Here is a 17148-nt window from a genome sequence, read left to right on the forward strand (position 1 = left end):
ACATCCGTCATAACGTGACGAAAGTCACAATATAGACCAGAGGGGGCACTATTGAGCCCCCGGATGAGCGAACGTTCGCTTGAAGCGTGTCATGTGGGAATTCGTGGCATTTCTGGTCGCTTTCCGCACCCGAACGTGCGCTTTGACGTTCGCTTCAGACCGGGCCGTCCAAGCATGAACAGGCATGAATCCAGGCATGAAAAATCCCCAAGGTCCGGGGGAACCTCGGGGATGGAAAAAACTGCGAACGTCAGCGCTTGGAGAACTGCGGGGCGCGACGGGCCTTGTGCAGACCGGCCTTCTTGCGCTCCACCACGCGGGCGTCACGGGTCAGGAATCCGGCCTTCTTCAGGGCAGGACGGTTGGCGTCCCGGTCGATGGCGTTCAAGGCGCGTGCTACGCCCAGACGGACTGCGCCGGCCTGGCCGGTCACGCCGCCGCCCTCGACGCGCACAACCACGTCGAACTTGTTCTCAAGCTTGAGCAGCACGATAGGCGAGTTGACCTCGCGCTGGTGCAGCTTGCTGGGGAAGTACTCCTCCAGGGTGTGTCCGTTGATGCTCCACTTGCCAGAGCCCGGAATCAGACGGACGCGGGCGACTGCCTCCTTGCGGCGGCCGGTGCCGTAGCCCGGCTCGATGGCGGAGGTGCCGGTGCCTGCGCCGGCGTTGGTCTCGGAAGTGTAGGAAGCGCTGGTCTCCTCGGCCTCAAGAACCGCGGAGCTGTTGTTGTTGTCAGCCATGGTGATTATCTCCTCTGGTCCTACTTGGCCTGCTGGGCGACCTGATGGATCTTGTACTCAATGGGCTGCTGCGAGGTGTGAGGATGCTCCTCGCCTGCGAAGACCCGCAGCCTGGTCAGCTGGACCTTGGCCAGCTTGTTCTTGGGCAGCATGCCCTTGACCGCCGTCGTGATGATGCGCTCGGGGTTGTGCTCCATCAACTGCCCGTAGGAGTCGCGACGCAGCCCGCCAGGGCGGCCGGAGTGGGTGTAGAGCACCTTGTCGTTCTTGTTGCCCGTCAGCACCATCTTGGACGCGTTGATGACGATGACGTTGTTGCCGGAGTCGGCGTATGGCGCATAGGTGGGCTTGTTCTTGCCGCGCAGCAGATCGGCCACCTGGGCTGCCAGACGCCCCAGCACCACACCGGAGGCATCGACGATATACCAGTCATGTGTCAGATCGGCTGGTTTCGGGGTGAAAGTCTTCACGATTCAACCTTTTCCTTGCATTGTGTTTCGGGCTCTCCGCGCCGCATGCTGCCATGCTGGCCGAAAGCCATGTATTCCGTGGGCTCCCTGAAAGTCCTAGACGGCGAGTGGGAAAAGCGCTTTGAGGACCCCTTAGGGAAACACAACAATCCATTATTGTAACGCCTGTGGGCCGTTCGTCAAAATTCGCGTCGGCACCGGTCTCAGCGCGAGGCGGCTGCCCGTGCCACCTGCCCGTCCGGGTCCTTGCGCAGGGCCTCAAGGGTCGCCTGCCCGGTGTTGGGATTCAGGGCCACGGCCCGGCGCACCATGGCGGCCAGCACATGGGGGGCGTCCTGCTCGTCGCGAGTGCCCAGAGCCCCGAGAAAGTCCAGGGTATCGGCATCGGTCCGATCGTCCTGGGCGCCCTCCAGGCGCATCTTCCAGGAGGTCATGGGGTTGGTCAGCGCAGCAGCCCTGACACCAGCGTCCTCGTCCTTGGTGAGCAGACCGACCAGCCAGTTCTTGTCATCCTTGTTGGCGGCCACCGCCCGTCGGACCTCAGGGCTGGAATCCTGGGAGAGCTTGACCAGAATGTTGGGGAATGGCATGGTCTGCGCCAGGTAGACCCTGTCCTCCACCGGCGTATGCTCATTGCCAGCCACTGCCTCCAGCAGTGCCGTGAAGCGCGAGAAGGCGGCCTGGTCGGACCTGTCGGGCAGGGGGCTGCGGGCGAATTCGTGCAGCTCGGCCGTATCCGTGGAATGCCTGAGCCTTTCATAGAAAACGGTCAGGGCCTCATGGGGCTTGCCGGCTGATGGGGATTCGGTGTCCGGTTGGTCCTGGGGATTGGTCATGCGGCCAGCTTAGGTCCTCTCCTTGATATCAGACCCGGCCCGGGATCCCCCTTAGCATGGAGATAGTGCAAGAACCGAGGAGACGACAGGCATAGGAGGCAAGCCGATTTGCTCACCATACTGGATACGCCGCAGAAACCGGCCACGGGTTCCCTTACCGAGCGGAAGTCCGAGTTCATCGGCCAGGCCTGCCATGTGGAGGACCAGCAGGCGGCCATGGCCTTCGTCCAAGAGGTCCGTTTACAGCACCCCAAGGCCCGGCACGTCTGCCACTGCGCGATCTGGGGACCCGAGGGCCGCACCAGCGAACGCATGAGCGATGACGGGGAGCCCTCCGGGACGGCCGGCAAGCCCATACTTGAGGTCATGCGTCGGCGGGGAGTGACCGACTGCGTCCTGACGGTGACCCGTTACTTCGGGGGGATCCTTCTCGGGTCAGGAGGGCTGATCCGGGCCTACTCCTCAGCAGCCTCCCTGGCGCTCAAGGCGGCAAAGCAGGCACGTGTGCTCCCGACCCAGCGATTCACGATCACCGTGGACTATCCAGAGTACGATCCTCTGCGCCGTCTGATCCGCACCTCCGGGGGGCACGTGGAGACCGAGGACTTCACTGATCAGGTCCGGCTGACCTACGACCTGGAGCCCGCAGCGGTGCCGGCCTTCCATGGTCGGCTGGACGACCTTCTGCAAGGCCGGGCAGAACCCAGTGCACTGGGCGAAGGCCAAAAACTTATTCCCCTGTCTGGGGACCAAGCTTCATCTGCCACATGATCGGCGGGACGGGCCATGCAGCCATTGCCCAGCTGTGATCTGCCCTGCCGGACAGGCTCACGCCAAGCATCTTCGGTCCGCCGCCTCACAGACTCGGACCTTCCCAGGCCGCAGCTCCACACAATATGTGGGAATAAACACGGATATGGGAATAAACGTCTTTGGCAATAAATCCCCAGTAATGAATGGGACCGGTGATCGTGCAGAATCAGCGATCACCGGTCATCTGGCGGAGACGAGGAGATTCGAACTCCTGGACCGCTTGCGCAGTCAACACCTTAGCAGGGTGCCCCTTTCGGCCACTCAGGCACGTCTCCATGCAGGCTCCCGATCCAAGGCCTTAGCCCCAGAGTTTTGGGAACAAAACAATAGATTACCATGATTTACCGACCTGACTCGCCGGTGCGACAGGATGCAATGAAGCACAGGACAGATTCGTTTATTTTCATGGATAAAAACCAGAATTGTGAATCTTTTTCAAGAATTTACGTTTGAGAATAATTTATTGCATGTTCCTCTGGGGCCCCCTTATATCATGGAGCCATGAGTACCGCACCAAGGCTTGCAGCCGCCAAGAAAGACTGGGGACATGACGAGACCGGCTGCACGGTGCTGCACATTGACATGGATGCCTTCTACGCCTCCTGCGAAGTCGCCCGACACCCTCAATTGCAGGGCCGGCCGGTCATCATCGGCACCGGACGGCGGTCGGTGGTCTCCGCGGCCAGCTATGAAGCCAGGGCTTTCGGCATCAACTCGGCCATGCCCCTGGCACGTGCCGAGCGATTGTGCCCTCAAGGGGTGTTCCTCCCGGTCGACATGACCTATTACCGGAATATCTCACGAAGGATATTTGATACGGTTTTCTCACGAATTACTGATCAGATCGAGCAGGTCTCAGTAGATGAATGCTATATGGACGTGTCCGGGGCGCTCATGCGCTGGGGCATGCCCACGGCCATCGCCCGGTGGATTCGAGCCAGCGTGGCCCGACAATTCCACGTGACCTGCTCGGTGGGCATCGCCACCAACAAGCTGGTAGCCAAGATGGCCTCCACCAACGCCAAGCCCGACGGCATGCTGCTGATCCCCAAGGCCCGGCAGGCCGAGTTCGTCCAGCTGATGCCCCTGCGCGGCATCCCCGGCATCGGACCGGCCCTGGAGAAGCGGCTCAACGCCTGGGCCATCAAGGACGTGGCCGACCTGGCCACCATGAGCGAGCGGGATCTGACTCGGGCCACGGGATCGAACCTTACCGCCAGGAAGCTGGCACAGGCCTCACACGGACTGGACGACGATCCGGTCCAGCCGCGAGCGCCGGAGAAATCCCTAGGCGCGGAACGCACCTTCCTGCACGACACGACCAGCATGAAGCAGGTCTGCGACCTCCTGCGCGTCTGCAGCAACGAAGTGGCCACCGGACTGCGATCGCACGACCTGATCGCCCGAACCATCACCGTCAAACTGCGCTTCGATGATCTGCGCTATATGACCAAGGCCCACACCCTGGAAACCCCGGTCAACTCAGCCAACCGCATCTATCCGCAAGCAGTCGGCCTGCTCAAGGCCATGCTGGGGCTGCCCGATGGCGTGCCCATGGACACACCCCTGCCCAGGCTGATCCGTCTGGCCGGTGTCAGCGCATCCGGCCTGAGCCGGGTGGAGGACACTCCCATCCAGCCGTCCTTGGACGACATCATCCACGAGAGCAAACGCCGCACCGGCAGCGAGGCCCAGCGCCTGGATCAGGCAGAGGCCACCATGGACTCCATCAGGAACCGCTACGGCAAGGGCTCAGTCAGCATGGGCCTCTAAGCGGCGCTCCGCAGACGCCCCAGGGCCAGATCCAGCTGCTCGTCAGCGATGGTTGACGAGAACCGCAGATAGCGGCCATCCCCGTAGAACTCCCCCGGGCTGGCCAGGATCCCCAGACGGGACAGTTCAGCCATGTCTGCCCAGCAATCGCCCGAACGGGCTTGTGCCCAGATATAAAGGCCGCCTTGAGGCATGACGGCATCGTATCCGTAAGCTCCGAGAGCTTCAGTCAGTGCATGCAGGCGACGAGCATAGACATCGCGCTGGGCCGTCACGGCCTCGCCATCCTCCAGAGCGGCCCGCATGGCCCGTTGCACTGGACCTGGCACAATCAGTCCGACCTGCTTGCGGTAGGCGGTCATGGCCTTCACCAGTTGAGCATCGCCGGCCACCAAGGCAGCCCTATATCCGGCCATGTTGGACTGCTTGCTCATTGAGTACAGGCACAGTATCCCGCTGGCATCGCCGCCACAGACTTGGGGCTCCAAAATGCAGGGTGAGGCCTGGGCGGATCCTGACCAGTCCAGCAGGGCATAGCACTCGTCACTCAGGACCGTAGCCCCTATCGAACGGGCTGCCTGTACAATCTTCGCCAACCCGGCTCGGTCGATGACCCGTCCACTGGGGTTGCCCGGCGAATTGATCCATATGGCTCGCACGCCGGGCAGGTCCACCCATGAATCCGTATCAGCCGGATCATCCACGGTCGTCACCAGGGCCCCGGCCAGCTGGGTTCCGATGGCATAGGTAGGATAGGATACCCTCGGCTGCACCACCCGGTCCCCCGGCCCCAGATGCAGGAGGGAGGCCATGAGCGCCACCGCCTCCTTGGATCCGACGGTGGGAACCAGGTCCGCTCCCAGGGCATCCAGATCGACCCCGCGGCAACGACGGAACCAGTCGGCCACGGCCTGCCTCAGAGGGCCATCACCGGCAGTTTTTGGATAGCCTCGTGCCTGGCCGTCATCCGCAGCCGCAGCCAAGGCCTCCCTGACCGACCTGGGCACAGGATCCACCGGCGAACCTACCGACAGGTCGACCAGGCCGCCGGGGCATTGCTCAGCATGCCGCCGATAGGGGTCGATCCTTGACCAGTCGTAGGGGGATTCGAAAGAGTGGAAACCCATGGCCCTTCTTTCTCCTATAAATAAGCCGCGGTGGGATGGCTCCCGTCCGCGGCTCGTCAGCCTGAATCGACTACTTGTTGGGCGGCAGGGCTGCCACACCCTCCGGATCATGATCGTAGGGGCCGACCGCGGCAGCGCCGCCGGCATCCCCCACCTGGGCGAAGAAATCAGTCGCCGCGTCCTTGTACCAGGTCCACTCCTCGGGCAGGTCGTCCTCGTAGAAGATGGCCTCCACCGGGCAGACCGGCTCGCAGGCGCCGCAGTCCACGCACTCGTTGGGGTTGATGTAGAGCGAACGGACGCCCTCGTAGATGCAGTCCACCGGGCATTCGTCCACGCAGGCCTTGTCCTTGACGTCCACGCAGGGCTGAGCGATGACGTAGGTCATGGGTTACCTCCTGAGTATGCGAGTATTCACTCTACACTGCAGCGCCGACGCTCCAGGTCAGTCCAGACCAGCCTGGGTGGCCTTGGATATCTTCCCGCTGAGCTGATGACGGCCGAGCAGGGAGTGCCGGTAGGAATAGCCGAAGTAGATGGCCAGTCCTGCAGCCAGCCAGACCACGAATCGGATCCAGGTCAGCACGGTCAGGTTGAGCATGAGCCAGAGGCAGGCCAGGGCGATCAGAATGGGCACCCAGGGGTTGCCGGGCATCTTGAAGGACCGGGGCAGGTCAGGCCGGCGCTTGCGCATGATGGGCAGGGAGATGGCCACCAGCAGGAAGGCCGAGAGCGTGCCGATGTTGACCATGTCGGACAAGACGTCTATGGGGAAGCAGGAGGCCACTACAGCCACCACAATGCCGCCCAGGATCTGAATGCGGGCCGGCGTGCCATGACGGCCAGTGCGGGACAGGGCACGCGGAAGAAGCCCGTCCCGGCTCATGGCGAAGACGATGCGGGTCAGCCCCAGCAGGAGCACCATGACCACGGTGGTCAGCCCCACCACGATGCCGAAGGAGATGATCTTGGCGGCCCAGGGAGCACCGACCATCTCGAAGCCTGTGGCCAGGGAGGGATTCTTGGCCTTGGCCAGGTCCTTGTAGGAGACCATGCCGGTGGTGACGATGGCGACCAGGATGTACAGGGTAATGACGATCAGCATGCCCAGGCCGATTCCGCGGGGAATGGTCTTATGGGGCTCCTTGGCCTCCTCGGAGGTGGTGGCGACAATATCGAATCCCACGAAGGCGAAGAAGACCAGGGCCGCGCCTGAGAGGATGCCGGGGATACCGTAGATAGTGGGCTGCATGCCTGAGACCCACTGCCAGAGGGGCTGGCCCATGATTCCCGGCACGCTGGCCCCCGGAACGGCAGAAGCCGGCTCAGAAGGCGGGATGAAGGGCCGGTAGTTGTCCAATTTTACGTAGAAGAAGCCCACCACGATGACGAAGACCACGATGCCGATCTTGAGGACGGTCAAGGCGCCGTCGAACCGGGCTGAAAGCTTGGTGCCCAGGACCAGAAGGACCGTGAAGAGGGTGACGACCACCAGCGGGGCCAGGTCCACATCCAGGCCACCCAGATGGAAGCTGGAGCTGAAGGAGGTGCCGCCCATCAGATGGATGAAGTCGTTCAGGTAGACGCCCCAGTACTTGGAGATGACCGAGGCGGCCATGAGCATCTCCAGAATCAGGTCCCAGCCGATGATCCAAGCCACCAGTTCGCCCATGGTGTTGTAAGTGAAGGTGTAGGCCGAACCTGAAACCGGGATCATGGAGGCGAACTCCGCGTAGCACATGACGGCCGCCGCACAGACGATGCCTGCGATGACGAAGGAGATGATGACAGCCGGACCCGCATGGAAGGCCGCTGCCTGGGCCCCCACCGAGAAAATGCCCGCGCCCACGGCCACTGCGACGGCCATGATGGCCAGATCCCAGGTGGTCAGCGTCCGCTTGAGCGACCTGCCTTCCTCCCCGGTCTCTGCCAGGGTCTGTTCAACCGATTTCTTCCTGAATAATTCCATCTTGCTCCCGACTCATGAGTCCCGCTCCGGCGAGTAATCATAGGATATGGTGCCATACAAAACCGAAATACGCTCAATACGTGAAAGCAGGAGCTACCAGGCCAGGTCGATGCCTGGGGTAACAGGCTCGGGAATCAGATGGATGCCGAAGGTGGAATCCACACCTTTCTGGATGGCACGGGCCAAGGCCACCAAGTCGTCTGAGCGAGCACCTCCGCGGTTGGTCAAGGCCAGTGTGTGCACATCAGACAGGGCGGCAGCCGACCCCTCTTCCAGGGCGAATCCCCTGTGGAAGCCTGCATGATCGATCAGCCAGGCTGCTGAGGTCTTGACCAATGCCGAGTCTTCGACAGGATAGCGCGGGGCATCCGCCGGCAGGGCATCCGCGGCCTTGCGACTGATGATCGGATTGGTGAAGAAACTCCCGCAGCTATGACGGTCAAGCAGCACCCGCTCGCCCCTGGGGCCGTGAAGGTCATCCTGGACTGCCTCCAGAGCCTCTTCCAGGTCGGAGGTCCGACGGCAGGATCCCATCCAATCTGTCAGGTACCGGTAGGGATCCTCCAGCATCCCCTTGCCTGCTCTGATGGTCAGAACCGCCTGACGGATCCGCTCCAGGGGTAGGGTTGCCCCGACCTCCACACCCAGGGCCCTGGCCAGCTGGGCGGAACCCACCTGAGAGGCGGACCCGTGTCGCAGGACCAGGGTGACCGAAAGGACCACGTAGCGCGGCGTGGGGAAGAACCGTGCGTCGGGCACAGCCGGCGCCTGATACATGGTCTGCTTGAGCAGGGAGGTCCTGTATCCGAAATCCATATCCGAGGCCCGCAGATAGGCAGTGACCTTGTTCTGGCGGTCCCAGACCTCGACCGAGTCGACCAGGCGGCCGACCTCCTGGCCGTAGGCGCCGATGTTCTGGACCACCGAGGCCCCGACAGTCCCGGGGATGCCGGATAGGCCCTCTGCCCCGATCAGGTGCATGCGCACGCAGTAGGAGACCAGATCATCCCAATTGGTCCCAGCCGTTGCGTTGATGTGAACAACAGGAGCACCACCTTCAGGCGGAGCCACCTCGTCGGGCACGCTGATGTCCTGACGGGTGTCACGCACAACCACGCCGGGAAAATCCTGGTCGGAGGCCAGCAGGTTGGATCCCCCGCCGATCAGGCAAAGGGGCAGCCCCTTGGAATCCGCGTCCTCCACAGCCTCGATCATGCCCACACGGCTTTGGGGCTGAACGAAGGCGGCCATGCTCCCGCCCACACCCACAGTGGTGATATCAGCAAAGGTCGGCATGGTGTCTCTGGAGGATACGTCAGACATGCAATTCACTGTATCATCGTCCCCTTATGAGGGCCTCTCCCGAGCAGGAGCCATGCCAGACCTGGGATGCCCCCTGTCGCCCTTGGCGATCATCAATCGGCCATACTCGGATAGCAAAGCAAGGGCATCAAGGTGACTGCGAAGTCCTGTCTGACCCCCCTATCAGCTTTTCCTATAGCTTTCGCAAGACCCGCGCAGGGTCAGGGGACGATTAGCGGCGATAGATATTACCTATATGCCAGGTCGTTGACGGGCCTGCTTCCTGGGGGTTTTATGTGACAAGAGCTTTGGGAAGGGGAATCTCCAAAGCCCTGTTTCCGGACGAAGGGCACCGGAACCACCTGGACGCCTGACCGGGCGTTCATAGGACACATCAGGAAATGAGCATGCAATGACAGAAGACAGACGAACCCAGTTCCACCAGATAGCCCATGGCCAGACAAGCCGCCCCTGGCTGACCTCCGCCTGGCAGCACCACATCGGGCACGAGTACGGTGCCGAGAATTTTGCCGCAGCCACCTTGGACTTCGTTCGCAAGTGGGATTGGGACTGGGTCAAGATCAACCCGAGGGCCATCTACTATGCCGAGGTCTGGGACGCAGTCTACGACAAGGATCACTATGATTGGCTGATCCCGCGCACCGTCCGCACGGCCATCCAGGAGGCAGGGGACATCGCCCGCATCGACTACCGCGATCCTGAAACCAATAAGGTCCTCCAAGAGCAGATCCAGGCTGCAAGAGGCATCCGAGACGGCCTGGAGGACCGAGCAGTCATCGACACTGTCTTCTCCCCACTCTCAGTCCTCCTTCAGTTGGCCGATCTCCCCTCTATCCCGAGGGGCAGGGCTCCGCGCAGGAGGATGACAGGGGCCTGAACAGACAGACGCTGATCTTCAACCAGCCCGAGGCGGCCAAGTCGGCGCTGGACAACATCGCCCGGACCCTTGCCGACTACGCTACCCTGCTGGTCAGCCCCAAGGAGCAAGGCGGGGCCGGCCTGGACGGCATCTTCTTCGCCGAAACGGGCCTAGCCAGCCATGGCTACTTCAACCAGGCGCAACTGGAGGAATGGGCCAAGCCCTATGACCGGATCGTGATCCAGGCGGTCAGACAGGCCAATCCGGAAGCCCTGGTCCTGGTGCATACCTGCCGGGAGGATGCGCATCCCGAAGAATTCACCGACCTGAATCCCGATTTTCTTCATTGGGATCAGTTCCGCCCAGGCAATCCTGAAATCAGCACCGACTTTCCAGCGGTACCCGTGGGAGGAGCCGACTTCGAACTCTTCAATCCGGGGAGCGACGTGGATCAGATCCGCCAGGAATTGGATCAGACCATCCGGGCCCGTCAAGGCCGTCCCTTCCTCCTGGCGCCCTCATGCACCATCCCAACGCCCGCCGACGAGGAGGCCCTGCGCCTTCTGAGCGGAACCCGGGCCCCCGAGCAAGTCTGAAACCACAAACAACCCACCGACATCAACTGTCAAACTCCAAGGGAGACATCATGGTCATCACATCAAAGCAGCACCGGCAGCACCGTGGCACCATCAGGGCAATGGTTGCCCTCATGACCGCCATGGCCATGGCCGGAGCGCTGTCGGCCTGCGGATTGGGAGGCGACCAGGGCTCCTCTGCAGGATCGTCGGATCATGTGACCATCGCTGCCATCTACCCCAAGACCGGTCTCTACGCCGAGTACGGCAAGATGTTCCAGCAGGGCTTCGACCTGGCCAAGGACCAGGTCAACAAGAAGGGCGGAATACAGGGCAAGCGCCTGAACATCGACTACTACGACACCCAATCAGACGCCAAACAGGATGCCGCCGTTGCCCCAAAGATCGCCTCCGATAAATCAGTCATCGCCGTTGTGGGAGACTACTCCTCGCCGGCCTCCTCAGCCGCATCGCCCATCTTCCAGCAGGCTGGACTGGTCCATTACGGCTTCAACAACTCCTCGCCGACTTTCACGAATTCAGGTGATCATGTATGGACACCTCAAATATCGCAGAAGACCTACCAGGAAGCCAACGCTGAGGCGGTGTCCAAACGAGCCAAGAAGATCTCCGTCGTCTATATAGAAAACGACTGGGGGAAGGAATCCTTCCAGTACTTCAAGGAGGCTGCGGAACGGCTCGGGGTGCAGATCGTCTACCAGTCCTCCTATCTGCCAGATTCCACGGACCTGACTCCGATACTGATCCCGGCCAAGAATGCCGCCCCCGAGGCCGTGGTGGACATCGGTTACGGACCAGATGGGGCGCTGATCGCCAACACCCTGCGGGACAAACTGGACTATAAGGGACCCTTCTTCGGCGGTCAGGAGACCAAGGAGTTCCTCTCCCTGACCGGAGCGAACGCCCAAGGGGCCATCATTACCGGTGTCTTTTCGGCGACAGGCACCAAGGATGCGAAAGCCAAAGCCTTCGTCAAGAGCTTCGAGGACCGGTACCACACTGTTCCGGGCAACTTCGAAATCACTGCCTACCAGGCCATCAAGGACCTGGCCTACGCGGGCGAGAAGACCAGCCCCACCAGGGAGGGCATCCAGGAGGCCCTAAGCAAGGTCAAGGACTTCCCGCTCTACCAAGGCCAGGGAGGGACTTTCCGATTCAACACCAAGACCCGCCGGGCGGATACGATCAAGCCCATCCTCCTCCAGGTGGATCAGGGCAAATTCAAACAGATCGAGGAGTGAGCAGCGATCATGGTCGAGACGCTCTTTTCCGGACTCATCCACGGCGGTGTTTACGCTCTGGCCGCCGTGGGTATGTCCCTGGTCTTCGGAGTGACCAATGTGGCCAACTTCGCACAAGGGTCGCTGGTGGCGGTCGGGATGATGACGGCCTGGTGGGTAGGCTCCTCCCTAGGCTGGGGACTCGTTCCCACCATCCTGGCCGTCGTCCTGGTCACGGGCCTGGTCGGCCTGATCACCAACCTCCTGGTCATCACTCCCCTGGAGGGTCGGCAACCGATCGCCGCCCTTCTGGGCACCGTGGGTCTAGGACAGGTCCTGGATAACGGGATGCAGCTGATCTTTGGCTCTCAGACCAGGCCCTTCCCCCAGCTGTTGCCCACCCACAACCTGCATGCCCTGGGCATCAGCTTCGGCACCTCCGACCTGGTCATGGGTCTGGTCGCCCTGGCCAGCATGGTTGCGCTCTGGGCCTTCTTGACCTATGGCAGGACCGGACAGGCCATCAGGGCCACCTCCCAGGATTCCCAGGCCGCATTGCAGATGGGAGTACCTGTCACCTCCATTCGCACCATAGCCTTCGTTATCGGTTCGGTCCTGGCTGGTATCGCCGGAATTTTCATCGGCCTGTTCAAGACGAACATCAACCCCATGGACGGCAACGCCATCGGCATGACGGCTTTCGTGGCCGCCGCCATCGGCGGGCTGGGCTCCATCCCCGGAGCCATCATCGGTGGCCTGGTGCTGGGTTTGGCCGAGGCCGTCGGCGTAGGACTCTTCGGCGATGGTGTACATGACCTAATCACCTTCGGCACCCTCCTGCTGGTTCTGATCCTCAAGCCTTCAGGATTCCTGGGCCGCAAGGCAGACATGGGCAAGGAGCCCATGACCGGAACCCTCCCGGAAGCCGCCAGACCCATCCGTCTGCCACTTTGGGCCAACCTCGGCCTTGCAGCAGCCGCTCTGGCCACCCCCTTCATTTTCTCCGACCATCTGGCCGGCATCGGGACCCAGGTTGCCATCTACGCCATCGCCGCAGTGGGCCTGACGCTGATCTCGGGCTCGGCCGGGCAGACCATCCTGGGGTTGGCGGGACCTGTGGCCGTGGGAGCCTACGCCTCGGCCCTGTTGACCATGCGTCTGCATTGGCCCTTCACCCTCTCCCTGCTGGGCGCGGCCGTCATCGCCGCCCTGGCCGCATCCCTGCTGACATTCCCGGTATGGAAGCTCAGTGGCCACTATGTGGCTATCGCCACCATAGGGGTGGGAGCAGTCATGGTCGCCATCATCCGCATCTGGGAACCTCTGACCAGGGGCTCGCTAGGTCTGCAGGGCATTCCGCTACCGACCTTCCTGGGCAAGCCGCTCTACACCCAGCAGATGCAGTACCTGCTGGACCTGATCGTTCTTCTACTAGTCCTCGCAGTGATCTCTCGGATCAGGTCCTCACACCTGGGTCACGTCTTCGAAGCCATCGGCGAGGACGGACAAGCGGCCTGGTCCCTGGGGATCAGGACAGGGGCCTACAAGGCACTGGCCTACGCCCTGGCATGCGGTGCTGCGGGTATCGCTGGTGCTCTGCTGGCGCACCAGTACACCTACATCGATCCGACCCTCTTCAACCCGACCATGTCGACCCTGATTCTGACCATCATCGTCCTGGGCGGGATGAAGTCCCCGACCGGAGCCGTGATCGGCTCCCTGATCCTGGTAGGCGCCCCTGAACTGCTGCGCATCCTGCCCGAGGTGAGAATCATGGCCTACGGACTCGTCCTGATCATCTTCATCATCTGCAGACCACAGGGTCTGTTCTCAACCAAAAGGAGGGCATGATGACGGGCAGCCGACATAATCCCGAACCTGTACCCGACAATCCCGATCAACCCCTGCTCAGCGTGCGCGATCTGAGCAAGAGCTTCCAGGGACTGCAGGCGGTGGCCGACGTCAACATGGATCTGGCATCCGGCCAGGTGATAGGAATTATCGGCCCCAACGGATCAGGAAAGTCCACGACCATCAACCTGATCTGCGGCTTTCTCAAGCCCGACTCGGGCCAGATCAGCCTTAAGGGACGCACCGTGACCGGCCTGCCCGCTACGGACATGGCCGAGCAGGGGGTGTCCCGCACCTTCCAGAACGGCAGGGTCTTTCCGACCATGAGCGTTGAGGAGAATGTGGCCGTAGGATTCCATAGACGCCTGGAAGCCCGCAGACCCTTTCGCCGCCTGGAGCGGTGGCCCGTCCTGCGATGGATCCCCCTGCTGACGCAGACCTGGCTGACGCTGGTGCCCGGTCCCGCTTGCCGGAGGGAGGCGGTCGTCGAGCGCAAGGCCGTCCAGTCTGAAATTGACAGATTCAGCGAGCGCCTGGAGGAGCATCGCACCCAGGCCGCCTACACACTCTCCTACGCCAACCGGCGACGCACCGAGATAGCCAGAGCCCACGTCAGCTCACCCGACATCCTGGTTTTGGACGAGCCCACGGCAGGAATGAACCAGTCGGAGACCGCCGAGGTGCTGCAGCAGCTCCTGGAACTCAAGGCCCAGGGGCAGACCATGCTTCTGGTCGAGCACAAGATCGACCTGATCGAAGCACTGTGCGATCAGGTCATCGCCATGGACGGCGGCAGGATCATTGCCTCCGGACTTCCCAAGCAGGTCAGTGCCGATCCCCGCGTCATCACCGCATACCTGGGCGACCGCAGACCCCGCAACGATGCCCCCATGAACGGGCAGGCGGATGTTCTGGCCCGGCAGAACGCCCTGGCTCCGGTCACCGCTGCGGAACCGATTGATGGCCAGGATCCCGACAGCACGGGAACCAGGCTGAGAGCCAAGGCTGAGGCCTCTGATGATGAGGGGAAGCCGACAGCCGAGGGGGAACGAACATTGCTCTCCCTGGATGGCGTCGATGTGAGCTATGGCCCGGTCAAGGCCCTGGACCATGTCAGTCTTCGCATTCCCCAAGGCGGCATCGTCTCGCTTCTGGGTGGAAACGCTTCAGGCAAGTCCACAACCATGAAGACCATCCTGGGCCTGCTGGCTCCAAAGGAGGGGACCATCCGTTTGGATGGACAGGAAATCACCCACACCCCCACCAAGGATCGGGTCCGTTCCGGAATCGCCTCGGTCCCGGAGGCAAGAAGGGTCTTCGCGGCCATGAGCGTGGAGGAGAACCTGCGTATGGGCGCCTACACCCAAAGGGAGCGCAATCAGATCGAACAGGATCTGGATACCATATATGAGCGCTTCCCCCGCCTGGCCGAACGCCGCGGGCAGCAGGCCGGCACCCTTTCAGGAGGCGAGCAGCAGATGCTGGCCTTCGGCAGGGCCCTGATGAGCCATCCCCGGCTGATATGCATGGACGAGCCGACCATGGGCCTCTCGCCCAAGCTGGTCGACCAGGTGCTTGAGCAGATCGCCTCCCTTCGGGACCAGCTGGGCATCTCCATCCTTTTGGTCGAGCAGCAGGCCGAGCTGGCCCTGTCCATCGCCGACTACGGGTACGTGCTGCAGAACGGCTTGATCCGTCTGGAGGGGCCTGCCCGACAGCTCTTGAATGATGAACGTGTCCGCCAGGCATACCTGAGCAAGGCAACCTCCCGATAGCGGGCGATAAGGAACACCTATGAGCGGAGCCTTGCCCGAGACCCTGAAAGAAGATTCGATGGTGGGCTAGCGAAGGATTCACGACCGGACATAAGCAGAGGAAGACACCCGCATGAGCAAAGGATTCGCAACAAAAGCCGTCCATGACGGCTATGACTGTCAAAGTCAGGGCGGAGGCGCGGCCAGCGTCCCCATCTACCAGTCGGCCGCCTTTGACATGGTCACCGCCGACCGGGGAGATGCCCTGGCCGCCGGCGAAATTCAAGGGTTCTCTTACTCGCGCCTGGCCAACCCCACCGTCAAGGTCCTGGAGGAGCGTCTGGCCAGTCTGGAGGGTGGCAAGGGGGCTGTGGCCATGGCTTCAGGGATGGCCGCCGTGTCATCCGCCCTCATGTGTGCAGCCGAAGGTGGCGGGAGACTGATCTCCCCTGTCGATCTTTATGGAACATCCGTGGATACCATGAAGACCTTCTTTCCCAACTTCGGCATCGAAACGGATTTTGTGGACGACATCAACGACCTTGAGGCAGTGGAATCCCTGATCCAGGACGACACCAGGGCCATCTTCGCTGAGTCCGTGGCCAATCCGTCCACAGCCATAGCCGACATCCCTGGCCTGGCCGACCTGGCCCACCGGCATGGACTGGCCCTGATCGTCGACAATACGGTGCCCACGCCGTACCTGCTCAACCCGATCGACTTCGGTGCCGACATCGTCGTGCATTCGACCACCAAGGGGATCAGCGGCCATGGCAATGCCCTGGGCGGGGTCATCGTGGATGCGGGACGGTTCGACTGGGGCAATGGCCGCTTCCCGCAGATGAGCCAGCCCGAGCTGATCATCAGCGACGAGCGGCACGGGTCCATGGTCAGCTTTCTGGATGCCTTCGGCAAGATGGCCTTCCTGCACAGGGTCCATACCAAGTACCTGCACACCTTTGGGGCGGTCATGAGTCCCTTCACCGCCTATCTGCAGCTGACGGGCCTTGAGACCCTGGCCCAACGGGTCGCCACCGAGGTGAAAACGGCAACAACCCTGGCCCGCCACCTGCTGACCATCCCCCAGGTGGAGCAGGTCAACTATTCGGGCATACCCGAGGGGCGGCACCAGGGCGATGCAGACCAGCAGGACCGCCTGGCATCGACCCTGCTGCCCAAGGGCGTCGGCACGATTCTCTCCTTCAAGGTCCAAGGGGGCTACGAGCAGGTCAAGCGCATCGTGGACTCGGTGCGTCTCATGAGCTACATGCCCAACATCGGCGACTGCCGCACCCTGATTGTGGACCCGGCCAGGATCACCCACAGGGAGGTTCCAGAACCCTACCGCCTCAGCGCCGGTGTGGGCGACGACCTGATTCGAATCTCCGTAGGCCTGGAGAACCCGGACGACCTGATCGCCGATCTGGATCAGGCCTTTGCGGCCGCCTACCAGGGCGCTCTCCAAGGCTGAGTCCCCTTTACATCACCAAACCCGTTCTGCTCCCAGCAGTATCTTCAGATAATGCGGAGCAGGCATATAAGCAGATTTATATAAAGACGAAACCTTGTATAAAAAAGGACCCGACCAAATGGTCGGGTCCTGATGAAGCCAAAAGACGGGAAGAACTCAGCGGGTCTCCCGGTGCAGGGTATGCTTGCCGCAACGGGGGCAGAACTTCTTGAGCTCCAGACGGTCAGGAGTGTTACGACGGTTCTTGGTCGTAATGTAATTACGCTCCTTGCACACGGTGCACGCCAGCGTAATGCCAGGACGGATATCTGCGGCTTTTGCCATGGTTCACCTCTATAGTCGTT

General features: G+C 61.9%; 16 protein-coding genes and 1 tRNA gene. 8 read left to right on the forward strand and 9 right to left on the reverse strand.

Features of this window, described 5'->3' with window-relative positions:
• Nucleotides 1–250: 250 nt before the first annotated feature.
• The 3 genes from rpsI to RAM15_RS06885 all read right to left on the reverse strand — a co-directional run bounded on the left by rpsI (nucleotide 251) and on the right by RAM15_RS06885 (nucleotide 2048).
• On the reverse strand, nucleotides 251–742 hold the full coding sequence (gene rpsI / locus RAM15_RS06875) for a 30S ribosomal protein S9 (protein ID WP_015022361.1): 492 nt from the start codon (nucleotides 740–742) through the stop codon (nucleotides 251–253).
• 20 nt (nucleotides 743–762) lie between these two features.
• A complete protein-coding gene (gene rplM, locus RAM15_RS06880) occupies nucleotides 763–1212 on the reverse strand; it encodes a 50S ribosomal protein L13 (RefSeq protein WP_024626794.1) in 450 nt (149 codons plus the stop codon).
• A gap of 203 nt (nucleotides 1213–1415) precedes the next feature.
• Nucleotides 1416–2048, reverse strand: coding sequence for an AbrB family transcriptional regulator (locus tag RAM15_RS06885; protein WP_045924818.1), 633 nt, complete (start codon nucleotides 2046–2048; stop codon nucleotides 1416–1418).
• Nucleotides 2049–2156: 108 nt separating this feature from the next.
• Here RAM15_RS06885 and RAM15_RS06890 point away from each other — a divergent pair, with 108 nt between their 5' ends.
• A complete protein-coding gene (locus RAM15_RS06890; RefSeq protein ID WP_306221298.1) occupies nucleotides 2157–2819 on the forward strand; it encodes an IMPACT family protein in 663 nt (220 codons plus the stop codon).
• Nucleotides 2820–3046: 227 nt separating this feature from the next.
• Here the strand turns inward: RAM15_RS06890 and RAM15_RS06895 are convergent.
• Nucleotides 3047–3136 (reverse strand) — tRNA-Ser (locus RAM15_RS06895).
• 226 nt (nucleotides 3137–3362) lie between these two features.
• On the opposite strand from RAM15_RS06895, the gene dinB reads away from it, so the two are divergent.
• Nucleotides 3363–4634 carry a DNA polymerase IV gene (dinB, locus tag RAM15_RS06900; RefSeq protein WP_045924820.1) on the forward strand — a complete coding sequence of 424 codons (1272 nt, stop codon included), beginning with the start codon at nucleotides 3363–3365 and terminating at the stop codon, nucleotides 4632–4634.
• Here the strand turns inward: dinB and dapC are convergent.
• The 4 genes from dapC to RAM15_RS06920 all read right to left on the reverse strand — a co-directional run bounded on the left by dapC (nucleotide 4631) and on the right by RAM15_RS06920 (nucleotide 9026).
• Nucleotides 4631–5761, reverse strand: coding sequence for a succinyldiaminopimelate transaminase (gene dapC, locus RAM15_RS06905; protein ID WP_306221299.1), 1131 nt, complete (start codon nucleotides 5759–5761; stop codon nucleotides 4631–4633). The genes dinB and dapC overlap by 4 nt on opposite strands.
• A gap of 70 nt (nucleotides 5762–5831) precedes the next feature.
• On the reverse strand, nucleotides 5832–6149 hold the full coding sequence (fdxA, locus tag RAM15_RS06910; RefSeq protein WP_015022367.1) for a ferredoxin: 318 nt from the start codon (nucleotides 6147–6149) through the stop codon (nucleotides 5832–5834).
• A 57-nt stretch (nucleotides 6150–6206) separates the two neighbouring features.
• Complete coding sequence (locus tag RAM15_RS06915; RefSeq protein ID WP_045924822.1) at nucleotides 6207–7730, reverse strand: amino acid permease; 1524 nt, start codon at nucleotides 7728–7730, stop codon at nucleotides 6207–6209.
• A gap of 93 nt (nucleotides 7731–7823) precedes the next feature.
• Nucleotides 7824–9026 (reverse strand): FAD-binding protein, encoded by a 1203-nt coding sequence (locus RAM15_RS06920; protein ID WP_306222265.1) that lies wholly within the window; start codon nucleotides 9024–9026, stop codon nucleotides 7824–7826.
• 418 nt (nucleotides 9027–9444) lie between these two features.
• Here RAM15_RS06920 and RAM15_RS06925 point away from each other — a divergent pair, with 418 nt between their 5' ends.
• The 6 genes from RAM15_RS06925 (at nucleotide 9445) to RAM15_RS06950 (ending at nucleotide 16804) form a co-directional block, all read left to right on the forward strand.
• Complete coding sequence (locus RAM15_RS06925) at nucleotides 9445–9930, forward strand: hypothetical protein (RefSeq protein WP_306221301.1); 486 nt, start codon at nucleotides 9445–9447, stop codon at nucleotides 9928–9930.
• A 56-nt stretch (nucleotides 9931–9986) separates the two neighbouring features.
• Entirely contained in the window at nucleotides 9987–10508 is a 522-nt protein-coding gene (locus RAM15_RS06930; protein ID WP_306222266.1) for a uroporphyrinogen decarboxylase family protein, read from the forward strand.
• Nucleotides 10509–10558: 50 nt separating this feature from the next.
• On the forward strand, nucleotides 10559–11749 hold the full coding sequence (locus tag RAM15_RS06935; RefSeq protein WP_306221302.1) for an ABC transporter substrate-binding protein: 1191 nt from the start codon (nucleotides 10559–10561) through the stop codon (nucleotides 11747–11749).
• 9 nt (nucleotides 11750–11758) lie between these two features.
• Entirely contained in the window at nucleotides 11759–13579 is a 1821-nt protein-coding gene (locus RAM15_RS06940; RefSeq protein ID WP_306221303.1) for an ABC transporter permease, read from the forward strand.
• Nucleotides 13576–15354 (forward strand): ATP-binding cassette domain-containing protein, encoded by a 1779-nt coding sequence (locus RAM15_RS06945; protein WP_306221304.1) that lies wholly within the window; start codon nucleotides 13576–13578, stop codon nucleotides 15352–15354. Before RAM15_RS06940 ends, RAM15_RS06945 begins: the two co-directional genes overlap by 4 nt.
• 112 nt (nucleotides 15355–15466) lie before the next feature.
• A complete protein-coding gene (locus RAM15_RS06950; protein WP_306221305.1) occupies nucleotides 15467–16804 on the forward strand; it encodes an O-acetylhomoserine aminocarboxypropyltransferase/cysteine synthase family protein in 1338 nt (445 codons plus the stop codon).
• 156 nt (nucleotides 16805–16960) lie between these two features.
• Here the strand turns inward: RAM15_RS06950 and rpmG are convergent, their stop codons facing one another.
• A complete protein-coding gene (gene rpmG, locus RAM15_RS06955) occupies nucleotides 16961–17128 on the reverse strand; it encodes a 50S ribosomal protein L33 (RefSeq protein WP_015022386.1) in 168 nt (55 codons plus the stop codon).
• Nucleotides 17129–17148: the final 20 nt, after the last annotated feature.

The organism is Bifidobacterium asteroides, from assembly GCF_030758775.1.
Taxonomy (GTDB): domain Bacteria; phylum Actinomycetota; class Actinomycetes; order Actinomycetales; family Bifidobacteriaceae; genus Bombiscardovia; species Bombiscardovia kimbladii.

What these genes read in the sequence shown, in the direction of transcription:
- rpsI (WP_015022361.1), bottom strand. Translation starts at nt 742, where the DNA reads ATGGCTGACAACAACAACAGCTCCGCGGTTCTTGAGGCCGAGGAGACC.
- RAM15_RS06885 (WP_045924818.1), bottom strand. Translation starts at nt 2,048, where the DNA reads ATGACCAATCCCCAGGACCAACCGGACACCGAATCCCCATCAGCCGGC.
- dinB (WP_045924820.1), top strand. Translation starts at nt 3,363, where the DNA reads ATGAGTACCGCACCAAGGCTTGCAGCCGCCAAGAAAGACTGGGGACAT.
- dapC (WP_306221299.1), bottom strand. Translation starts at nt 5,761, where the DNA reads ATGGGTTTCCACTCTTTCGAATCCCCCTACGACTGGTCAAGGATCGAC.
- fdxA (WP_015022367.1), bottom strand. Translation starts at nt 6,149, where the DNA reads ATGACCTACGTCATCGCTCAGCCCTGCGTGGACGTCAAGGACAAGGCC.
- RAM15_RS06915 (WP_045924822.1), bottom strand. Translation starts at nt 7,730, where the DNA reads ATGGAATTATTCAGGAAGAAATCGGTTGAACAGACCCTGGCAGAGACC.
- RAM15_RS06920 (WP_306222265.1), bottom strand. Translation starts at nt 9,026, where the DNA reads ATGCCGACCTTTGCTGATATCACCACTGTGGGTGTGGGCGGGAGCATG.
- RAM15_RS06925 (WP_306221301.1), top strand. Translation starts at nt 9,445, where the DNA reads ATGACAGAAGACAGACGAACCCAGTTCCACCAGATAGCCCATGGCCAG.
- RAM15_RS06935 (WP_306221302.1), top strand. Translation starts at nt 10,559, where the DNA reads ATGGTCATCACATCAAAGCAGCACCGGCAGCACCGTGGCACCATCAGG.
- RAM15_RS06940 (WP_306221303.1), top strand. Translation starts at nt 11,759, where the DNA reads ATGGTCGAGACGCTCTTTTCCGGACTCATCCACGGCGGTGTTTACGCT.
- RAM15_RS06945 (WP_306221304.1), top strand. Translation starts at nt 13,576, where the DNA reads ATGATGACGGGCAGCCGACATAATCCCGAACCTGTACCCGACAATCCC.
- RAM15_RS06950 (WP_306221305.1), top strand. Translation starts at nt 15,467, where the DNA reads ATGAGCAAAGGATTCGCAACAAAAGCCGTCCATGACGGCTATGACTGT.
- rpmG (WP_015022386.1), bottom strand. Translation starts at nt 17,128, where the DNA reads ATGGCAAAAGCCGCAGATATCCGTCCTGGCATTACGCTGGCGTGCACC.